General features: G+C 58.5%; 8 protein-coding genes. All 8 read right to left on the bottom strand.

The features are described 5' to 3' along the window. Positions 1-308: 308 nt before the first annotated feature. A complete protein-coding gene (locus tag AC0L3K_RS39810) occupies positions 309-677 on the bottom strand; it encodes a hypothetical protein (RefSeq protein WP_219685712.1) in 369 nt (122 codons plus the stop codon). Positions 678-1,120: 443 nt separating this feature from the next. Then, positions 1,121-1,813: a helix-turn-helix domain-containing protein gene (locus tag AC0L3K_RS39815; protein ID WP_219685711.1), complete on the bottom strand. Its 693-nt coding sequence runs from the start codon at positions 1,811-1,813 to the stop codon at positions 1,121-1,123. Positions 1,814-2,606: 793 nt separating this feature from the next. Continuing rightward, the gene (locus AC0L3K_RS39820) at positions 2,607-4,118 is read right to left on the bottom strand and encodes an arylsulfatase (RefSeq protein WP_473368124.1); all 1,512 of its coding nucleotides are present in this window, start codon (positions 4,116-4,118) and stop codon (positions 2,607-2,609) included. Positions 4,119-4,351: 233 nt separating this feature from the next. After that, positions 4,352-4,642, bottom strand: a complete 291-nt coding sequence (locus tag AC0L3K_RS39825) for a hypothetical protein (protein ID WP_219685710.1) — start codon at positions 4,640-4,642, stop codon at positions 4,352-4,354. Positions 4,643-4,912: 270 nt separating this feature from the next. Further along, the gene (locus tag AC0L3K_RS39830; protein WP_219685713.1) at positions 4,913-6,583 is read right to left on the bottom strand and encodes an arylsulfatase; all 1,671 of its coding nucleotides are present in this window, start codon (positions 6,581-6,583) and stop codon (positions 4,913-4,915) included. 114 nt (positions 6,584-6,697) lie between these two features. After that, a complete protein-coding gene (locus AC0L3K_RS39835; protein WP_219685709.1) occupies positions 6,698-7,693 on the bottom strand; it encodes a formylglycine-generating enzyme family protein in 996 nt (331 codons plus the stop codon). A gap of 421 nt (positions 7,694-8,114) precedes the next feature. Then, the gene (locus AC0L3K_RS39840; protein WP_198288334.1) at positions 8,115-8,276 is read right to left on the bottom strand and encodes a hypothetical protein; all 162 of its coding nucleotides are present in this window, start codon (positions 8,274-8,276) and stop codon (positions 8,115-8,117) included. A 718-nt stretch (positions 8,277-8,994) separates the two neighbouring features. Next, positions 8,995-9,540, bottom strand: coding sequence for a cupin domain-containing protein (locus AC0L3K_RS39845; protein ID WP_219685721.1), 546 nt, complete (start codon positions 9,538-9,540; stop codon positions 8,995-8,997). Positions 9,541-9,686 lie beyond the last annotated feature (146 nt).

The raw sequence follows: 9,686 nt of genomic DNA on the forward strand, positions 1-9,686 counted from the left end.
AGGCCGGATACATTGATGCAAGACCGCATCTGCCAGGTTGACGAAACCTCTTGCAACGCGCGGCCGGACCATACATTGGGGTCAAAAGCTTCGGTCGAGCGCTCGGGTGCAAAACTTCCGGTCCGCCTTGAGAACCGACATGACGAGCCGCCCCTCGGACGGCGGCGATGGGCCAGAAGCAGTCATCAGCTCCCGCAGACTGACGCCTGCCTGGCTCCACGCTGTCGCCCACTCAGGACGAGTGCCACCCTCAGGCATGAATCAGACGGCCCTGTGGGGCCGTCTGATTCAGCCTTAGAGAGGATGACCTATTGGCAGAGATGCCGCAGACCGTCAGCACCCTTGAAATAGGTGCCGGGCTTACAGACGATGCCGTTGCGGGCAGCATACGCATTCCAGTTGCCGTGCCAGCCCATCTCGCCGGACATGGCGTAGGAATTGCCCCAGCTGCCGACGGTAGCGTCGGCCGCCGCCGGCTGGCGATACGCCGTTCGCCGAGTTGATTGCCGATATCGATAACCTCCGGTGGGAGTACTCCCGGTTCCTAAACCCGTGCAGCTGGCGAATTCAGCTTGGCATTCGTCCGGATTGGAGAGGGCCGCCTGCGCCAGTGCAGCAGAGCTGGACAGGGCGAATGCCGCAACAACGACCGCGCCAAGAACTTTCAGATTTATCATGGCTTCCTCCTTGCGCTTGAACCGTGGCCCAATGCCACGTCTCGTAGTAGTCGGTCGGCCTTTGCGAGCCTGTGCTACTTCGGCAAAACTCGCACCGCCAAGATTGGGACTGCCTTGGGTCAAAATGCGAAGAACTCAACTTTGAGCAAATCCAATCGGCTTCAATTCATCTTCTCACGCAGCTTCCGGATGATTTCGCGAAGGTCATTCGCGTACTCCTCAACGATCCGGCGCGCCTCCTCCAAGCGCGTTGGTTTGGGCTCGGGCTTATCGGATCCGGACGGCTTGTTCATCACAGAGCCTTGAACCTGGATCGCGGCAATCCATTGAGCTAAATCAATGGGCTCATCGCTTTAGCTCCTCTCAGTAAATAGTCGCGGTCATCGGTGTGGAGGGACTGTGTATCTCTCATCGTCGCCAGCACGGCCCGTCGCATTTTGGTATCAGTGTTGTGCCGGTCCTTGCGGATCGAAATCGGCAAGCCGCCGCCTGTCGTTTAACATGATCTCTCGCTGATCGTGGTCTAGGAACGTAAGGACGCCCGCTTTACGCAAGCTAGATAGCGCGCGAGAAACCGTTTCGAGCGTCAAGCCGAGATAGTCCGCAATGTCGAGACGAGTCATGGGGAGCGACATCTTGTCTGCTCCCGTGCGGAAATCCATCTCAAGTAAGAAGGCGGCGACCCTTTCTACCGCGGTCTTGCGGCCCAGAAGCAGCATATGGTTTTCTGCGTGCTCCAGGTTGCGGGTGATCATGCTGAGTAGGTTGTGCGAGACGACCGCGTCTTTTGCGGCTACCAATTGAAGGCTTTCTCGCTTAATCAGGCGCACGACGGTTTCGACGACCGCCTCTGCGGTAAATCGATGCTCATCGCCGTTTTCAAGCCCGAAGATATCGCCCACTAAGTGAAAGGCGCCGATTTGACGCCGACCGTCCGAGAGCAACTTGTAACTTCGCACCGCACCATGCTTGACTTGATAGACATACACAGCGGGCTCTTTTTCGCCGAAGATTTCAGTGCCTTTTCGGTATGTAAACTCACCGAGGCCGATAATTCGGTTGAATGCACTCGTCAAACCGAATTCATCGAGCGTATTGGGCTGAGGTCGTCGATCCGTTGGGATACGCACAAACATGGCCAGTTCCCCTTCCGCATCAATTCTTTTTCCGTATCAATTCTTTGAATAATCCTCTCTCGCCCGCTGGTCGTTCGACGAGCGACCATATTCATTGGATATCCCTCAGGTCATTGTACCAAGGTACAATGTCAGGTTGCTGGCGCCACCGCCGGGCGAATGACGTAACCACTGCGTTATGGATCAATTGCGAGATTTACTCCTCGGGCAATGACTTCCGGTCTAATTCCGCCTCCTGACGTCTGCTGCGCCGCGCAAACTGAAGCAATGGGCCACGAGCGGATGCAGCGTTGAATGGCTAAAGTCCGAAGCACTCCACCGGGGTCTGATCCTACTGCTCGCAGGCCATGATCAGCTCAGTGCTACTTTCAGAGCGCGCCCGGTTGAGCAGGTGGACTGGGCCAATCCGATCGTAGGTTGTTTGGGTTATTCCGATCGAACAAGTCCTGCCTTACAAGGCCGCTTGGGCGAGCATCAATTGCGGGTGGAATTCGGCGAGTGTCGTGAATTGGGGCGCCCCCGAATCCCGGCCGTGCGATGCAAGCAACCGGATAGCCAGCGTATTGGCAATAGACTACGTCACTCGCCCTTCCAGGGCTTCCAGCGAACCCAATTATTAGCAATGCCGACAGCGCGATTGATCGTTTCATTTCGGTCTCCTGTGGCGAACCGACTCCCCTACAGCGACATCGGATCAGGGCGGCAGAAAAGCCCCACGGCGTTATGTTGGCGGCACCCAATATTGCTCAAGAATGTCCGCAACGGTCAGAAGCGGACAAACCGCCGAGCCAGTTTAACCGCCGCTACGAAATTGCGTGATGTTCGGCGGTGGTGGATTTGGATGTTTCTTGAGGGTCGCTAAATACTCTTCGACAGTTTTGAGCGCAGGACCCGATACCCAGCCAAACATTGCCGCGACGATGAGGTCCTCGTGCGGATCCATTTCAATGTTGTAAATCTTCGGGTAGCCGGCCATCGGCGCACTCGCGGAGAACATGCCGGGCTGCCGCTGTGGTCCGATGCCGGTCGGATGGACGTCCGTGAAGTAGATACGCCACTGTTTCCAGCGCGCGGCGACGAGATCTCCACCGATAAAGCTCAAAAGGCTTTCGCGAGGCGCTGTCGCCGTGTTGCCCAACAGGAGATCGGCTTGATTGATCCCGTCGATCTGGCGGTCTGTTGGCATCTTGGCACCGACGATGTGGGCAAAGGTCGGCAGGAAATCCATGATCGAGAACATGGCGTATGTGGTTGTGTTTGCCTTGACTTTGCCGGGCCACCGGATGATCCCCGCCGTCCGTATTGCTCCTTCAGTGACTTCGCCTAACTCTCCGCGAAACGGACCTGAATTACCCATATCAGGCGTTCCCTGGTTGCCGTGTTCTCGCGCGGTCTGGCCCTGGGGGCCATTGTCCGAGGCAAAGACAACGATTGTGTTGTCGTCGATGCCGAGTTGCTTCAGCGTATCTAGGATTTGTCCGACGTGATAGTCTCCCTCCATCAACTTGTCGCCGTAGTTGCCGATCCGTGATTTTCCTTTGAACTGTTGAGAAGGCAAGTTTGGAAAGTGCCCCATTGAAAAAGGAAGATAGAGAAAAAAGGGCTGTCCCGATGCTCTCTGGCGCCTCATAAAATCGATTGATCTGTCCACGAACTCATCGTCGATGTTGGCGCGGACGTCCTCGGTAAATGGCTTGACCGCCTGTAGCGGGCCTCCGGCCTTCGCCTCAACGATCTGCGGCCCAGTCTTCAGCAGTGTCTCGTACGGCTCATTGATTGAGTGCGTGAGCGCGATTGTAGCCGGGTATGTTGCTGCATCCCAGCTAATGTCCGGCGGGATACCGTAGAACTCATCAAAGCCGTGCGCGGTCGGCAGACTTTGAGGCGCACTTCCAAGGTGCCATTTCCCGAAGATCGCAGTCGCATAATCAACGCTCTTGAACATCTCGCCCATGGTGAAGGCATTAGCGGGAAGCGTATAGGGACTACCCTCAATAGCGATCAGCGACAGACCGTTTCGGATCGAATATTGCCCAGTCATCAGCGCTGCACGGGAGGGGGTACACGCCGGTTCCACTAGGAACTGTGTGAGGCGCAATCCGTCTCGAGCCATTGCATCGAGATGCGGCGTCGATGCCCCACGCAACTCGCCGCCGCCATAGCACCCAAGGTCGCCGTAACCGACATTATCGGCGAGAATGAAAACAATGTTGGGCTTATTGTTTTGCTGCGCAAAGGCTGTCGCCGAACCCATCAACGCAAGCAGCACCACCGCCGAGGCGAAGTGCTTGACCGAGTTTTGCATGCGAAACTCCGGAAGATGCTGCGTAACCATTCTAGAGAAAGCCTAATCTCGAAGCTATCCGAAATCCGCGCCAATGTCCGCATTGCGGCGGTAAGACGCCAACCTGGATCGGCGTCCGGCTTGCCTCTGACAGCCGATATGACACATGTTCAACCGGCCTTCGGCCAGGAGCCCAGAAGCTGACATCGATTGCTTATCTCGCATGGCCACCAGGGGCAGATGAAGTGCGTCGCTTACAGCAGCGGTTCGACCTTCGCCGCCATGTCGGGAGAGCGGGTGACCCGATATGTTGCGTTGCTGCACTTCAGGATCCAGACGGCCCGATCCGGACGCGAGCGTTTTGCATCCCTTGAGGCACCGAGCGGTTTGTCACAGGTGAAACCTTGCAAGCGAATCTGCGCTGCCAACATCGACCGCGGCGTTTCGGCTGCAACCCGCGGTGCTGTTGCCTGTTGCGCCTGCACCAACGGGCTGAACATTAGAGCTGCGGTAGCCAGCAGTATTGACCCAAGCGGTCTGTACATGACGGCAATCCTTATTGCAGTTCTCTCGAACGCGGCAGAGCAAGTGCATCATCGGCTTGTCAGCGTCGCGTTGACGGATTGGATCGTCCGATAGTCTTGGGGTAGCAAAGGGTAGAAAAATTGGAGTAGTAGCCTTGGGGCGTCAGCAGCCTTGGGGATCATCGGAGTTGAAGGGACGGCACCCGACGCTGACACAATTGTGCTTGCAACGGGCGGCTTTTTTCAAGACCGCCCGCTTAGACATCATCAAGGCATACTATCCCGCCTCGTTCACTCGCTCTGATGGCCGGACTTCTTCATTTCAGCAAGGATACCATCGAGGTTGTAAGTTTCCGGCGCCTGCATCGGAGGGAAGTCCTTGTAAGAGAATAGCTCCTTTTCCCAGAGAAGTTGGCCGAGGGGCAGGATATTCCAGTCATACAGGTAGGCGGTGCTCGGCGAGCCGATCGAACCGGCATAGCCCAGCAACGATTTGGCATCGGAGCCGACCGTCTGCTCGAATGGGTCACGCTTGATGTTGGCGACCTGCGTCCAATGGAAGCTCTGCGCTCCGAACAACCCGCCGGTCCCGGTGTCCGGCACCATCGTGTAGTACATCTTCCAGTTCTTGTAGCGTACCGCCGATGGCTGCGCGCCGGTGTAGTAGAAGAAGACTTCGCGCGCGGATTTATCCGTGCCTTCGAGATAGGCGCGCTGATCGACGCCGTCGAGCGTTGTCTTGACGATGCCGGGGTAGCTTCCAGCCTCGATCTGCTTCTTCAAAGCGTCGCCCTTCGGCCCGCCGGCGATGTCGACCAACGTCGGCAGCCAGTCGAGTGCCGACATCATCTCGCTCTTGACCGTGCCCGGCTTGATGTGGCCCGGCCAGCGAACGACCATCGGGGCACGCATGCCGCCTTCCCAGGTGGTCAGCTTGCCGCCCTTGAAAAGGGTGGTGCCGCCGTCAGGAAAAGTGATGTTCTCGGCGCCGTTGTCTGTCGTGAAGACGATGATGGTATTGTCAAGCTGGCCCATGTCTTCGAGTTTCTTGAGGACATAGCCGATATTGTCGTCCATCTGCTTCATGCCGGCCTCGTTGAGGCCCCAGTCCTTGCCACCCGGCTCGCCAATCATCGCCTCGTATTTCGGCGGCAGCACGGTCGTGATGTGCATGCGCGCCGGGTTGTACCAGACGAAGAACGGCTTGTTGGTCTTCTTGGGATCGTTGCGATCAAGATAGTCGATGACCTTGGCTGAGATTTCTTCGTCCACGCTTCGTGAACGGTCTAGCGTCAAGGGACCTTCGTCCTTGCAGCTCTGGTTTGCTTGTGAGCCGTCCGACGATTTGCACGCAAGCACCGGCCGCGGCGGCGTCAGGCACGTCGTTGTTCGAGGATCCACGGCGCCGGGGACATCGGTAAGGCCCGGGACCGGGGTTGCCTTGCACGGCGGCGCAATGCCTTGCACGGTCGGGCTCTTGTTGATGTCCGGGAAACTCACCCCCTGCATCGCGTCGAGGTGATACAGGTACCCCCAGAACTCCTGGAAACCATGCGCGGTTGGTAGCGCCTCGGGATTATCACCAAGATGATTCTTGCCGAACTCGCCGGTGTTGTAACCGAGGTCGAGCAAGAACTTGGCAATGGCGGGCGTACCGGGCCGCAGCCACGATGGGCTGCCGGGCAATTGCGGAGGAATCATGCCGGTGCGCAGCGGATGCATGCCGGTGAAAAACGCGTTGCGGCCGGCGGTGCAGCTCTGCTCCGCATAATAAGTCATGAAGAGCGCGCCCTCGTTTCCGATGCGGTCGATGTTCGGCGTCTCTCCGACCATCAAACCGCGATGGTAGATGCTCGGCTGCATGATGCCGATGTCGTCACCCATGATGAAGAGGATATTGGGCTTTTGCGCCGGCTGGGCAGCCACAGGAGTGCTGATCAATCCCGACGACGGTATCATCATCGTCGCACCGAGCAGCGCTGCGCTGGACCGCTTGAGCCAGCTTTGCTTCTTGCGTGGCGTTGCGACCAAAAGCTTGTCATCAAATACGCAATTCAACATGGCATCGCTCTCCCATTAAGATGCGTCAGAGGTTCCTCGCCTGATGCACCGAAATCCAAGATGACTTGTGGAAGTGTCGATCGGCTCCGCATGCCGCGCAGCCGGCCGATAGCGTCGGCAGTAATTCGGCGCGCACAAATGCGAGCCGCCTTTGATGACCTTGCGTGGGATCTTGACGTTGGTGGTTCTCGGGTCGTAGCTATCAGCCTCGCGGCCGCCGCGCGGGTTCTCGGGAATGCAGCAGGCCTTTGCAGCGTCGGCTTCATGCCGAGGCGAGTACCAGTCCGACGTCCACTCCCAGACATTGCCGATCAGATCGTGCAGCCCGTACCCGTTCGGCGGGAATGCCGTGACCGGCGATGTCCGTTCGAATCCGTCGTCTCTGGTGTTTTGGCGCGGAAATTCGCCCTGCCAGGTGTTGGCCATATGACGGCCGTCAGGCGTAAATTCATCTCCCCATGCGAACTCGGCGCCGTCCAGTCCGCCGCGCGCCGCAAATTCCCATTCGGCCTCGGTCGGCAAATCCTTGCCGGCCCATCTTGCGTAGGCGAGCGCATCGCTGAAGGCCACATGCACGACGGGATGATCGTCGAGCCCCTGGATTTTGCTCCCCGGTCCGTAGGGATGCCGCCAGTCCGCACCTTTGGCGAAGGTCCACCACTGGCTGAAGTCCCGCAGGCTGACCGGATGGTCAGGCGGCGAGAACACCAGAGAGCCCGCATAGACCATGTGCGGGAGCATTCCGGGATAGTCCTTTGGATCGGGCGTGATCTCGGCAACGGTGACGTGGCCGGTAGCCCCGACGAACGCCTTGAACTGCCGGTTCGTGACGGAATGGCAATCCATCCAGAAGGCATCCACGGCGACGCGGTGGACCGGCGCTTCCTCCGGATAGTGCCGATCCGAACCCATGCGGAACGTGCCGCCCGGCACATACAGCATCCCCTCACCTGCTGGATGCTCGAACGATTGTCCGTCGTCCGACGACGATTTCGTGTCAGCCAGGTGCATCACGATCTCCGGGCCCCTACATCAGCGGCCTGCGTTGCTTCATTTGTGACTCTGTTTATTTGCGACGCTGTTTCGCTCGATATGCATTTTCCGGTACTGGGTCCTTTGACCGAGGCTGAGGCGTAGGGAAACCGGAACGACACACTTCAGGGTTGATCTAGATCAAAGGATGTCCGACTCGGATCATTCGAGTCGAATTGGTCGCGTCTCCGCCACGTCCGGTCTGGCCTCAACCACCGACTTGCCGGACGCTATCGCCAGCTTCGCCTTCGGGCCAACCGCGTCAGCAGCATTGACTCAGTTGCCGTCTGCGAATTGGTGACGGGGTGAGCAACAAGCGTTATGTGATTTGTGTCGCAGAAGGGTTATCCGGGATTTGGCGTTCTGGTCGAGTGGACGGTGCCATGGAAAACCTGACGCATTATCCTGTTCTGGTGTTCGCGGTGGCCTTTGTTTCGCGCCGCTGTCGGCGGTGCCGGTGGCGTTCGGTGATGACTTCGGCGATGATCTCGCCGTCGCGCTCGACATAGCCTCCGAGATCCGCGAAGGCCGAATTGCCGCCCAGCAGCTTGCCGTCATGCATGCACATGATGCTGCGGTCGAAGGCATCGTTGCCCCTCCTCACGGTTTGGGAGCGGACATGATCAGCTCGCTTTAGCGAGCTGGCTCATGGCCAACAGGCGACATCGCAGGCTTAGCGCTGACATGAAAGAGGCCGCCCGTTGGAGCGGCCTCAACTTGTTCTGTCGCGCCAACTTCGCCATCAGCGAACGGTGCCGCTCACTCTGTCGTACGATTGAGCGCTGCACCATTGAGAAGTGGCATTTAGATCCCAAGCCCACTTCTTTCCGGCTGCCTGGCAAGCTTCGAAAGTGGCCCACTTGGGAGGCCAAGGCTCACCTGGATTCCATACCGGCGCTGTCTGTGGTTTCTGGATCTTTTGAGTATCGCGGGCATTCGCCGGCGCCACCGACAAGATCGCGACAACGATACCCATGGACAAAAGTGCCGAGACTTTCACTGCCATGTCCTCCTAGATTTCCGGGACAGCAAACGCTATCCCAAGAGGCATGATAGCACATTTTCAACCAAGGGGATTCCGGACGTCGTTCTTCTTCGGGTCAAAGGCGGCGGTCGGCCGCCGAGTGGGACGACTTCCGCTCTACCTTTCGCTTCGGACACGTCGCCGCCGTGTGCCAGCCATCGCGATGGGCCACAAGCGATCACCGGCGAAAAGGAACGGCCGCCTCGACTCTGCGGCGGCCGCCTCCATTCTTGGCTGTCAGTCAGGCGGATGTGCCTCACATCTTGACGATCTCGGTGCGATATTTCGGCAGCAGGGCCGCGATCAGTTTTCCCTTCTCGGCCATCTCTTCCGGGGTCGGCTTCGGCGGCGGCGATGTGCGGCCTTCGACGGGGAAACCGACCGCCAGAAAGAATTCATCCTGTCCTGCCGGCGTACACATGCAGAGCATGCGAGCCGTCTTGCCGGACAGGTTCTTAAACGCGTGCGGGGCGTTCGCCGGAACGTTGACGGTCGATCCCGCGCGTACGGTGTGCGACTTTCCGCGAAAAGTGAACTCGAGTTCGCCTTCGAGCAGCGAGAACATTTCCTCGAAGTCATGGCGATGCGGCGGGGGGCCACCGCCGGCGGGCACCAGCATATCGACCAAGCAATAGCGTCCCGCGGTCTGCGCGCCCGACACCAGGATCGTGTAAGTGCCGCCCGCCACCGAGATATGCGGCACGCCGGCGCCGTCAGGATCGGCTACCGTCAGGCAGCGACCAGGATCGTCTGCGGGGATCGAGGAAGCAGACGGAGCATTCGCAGGAGAGGTGTCGGTCATCTCGACCTCGTTTCCATGATTTTGAGGAGAGGCACCTTACCATCACAAGCGGTGTCTTTTTCGAGGCCGGATGTCCGCTAGACTGTATGTCCCCCCACAAAATGAGGCGACTCACCCTCGATGTTGCGACGAGGGTTGCCCGGATG

It is taken from the genome of Bradyrhizobium sp. MI1.10 (assembly GCF_055811035.1).

What these genes read in the sequence shown, in the direction of transcription:
- AC0L3K_RS39840 (WP_198288334.1), bottom strand. Translation starts at nt 8,276, where the DNA reads ATGCATGACGGCAAGCTGCTGGGCGGCAATTCGGCCTTCGCGGATCTC.
- AC0L3K_RS39845 (WP_219685721.1), bottom strand. Translation starts at nt 9,540, where the DNA reads ATGACCGACACCTCTCCTGCGAATGCTCCGTCTGCTTCCTCGATCCCC.
- AC0L3K_RS39815 (WP_219685711.1), bottom strand. Translation starts at nt 1,813, where the DNA reads ATGTTTGTGCGTATCCCAACGGATCGACGACCTCAGCCCAATACGCTC.
- AC0L3K_RS39835 (WP_219685709.1), bottom strand. Translation starts at nt 7,693, where the DNA reads ATGCACCTGGCTGACACGAAATCGTCGTCGGACGACGGACAATCGTTC.
- AC0L3K_RS39820 (WP_473368124.1), bottom strand. Translation starts at nt 4,118, where the DNA reads ATGCAAAACTCGGTCAAGCACTTCGCCTCGGCGGTGGTGCTGCTTGCG.
- AC0L3K_RS39825 (WP_219685710.1), bottom strand. Translation starts at nt 4,642, where the DNA reads ATGTACAGACCGCTTGGGTCAATACTGCTGGCTACCGCAGCTCTAATG.
- AC0L3K_RS39810 (WP_219685712.1), bottom strand. Translation starts at nt 677, where the DNA reads ATGATAAATCTGAAAGTTCTTGGCGCGGTCGTTGTTGCGGCATTCGCC.
- AC0L3K_RS39830 (WP_219685713.1), bottom strand. Translation starts at nt 6,583, where the DNA reads ATGATGATACCGTCGTCGGGATTGATCAGCACTCCTGTGGCTGCCCAG.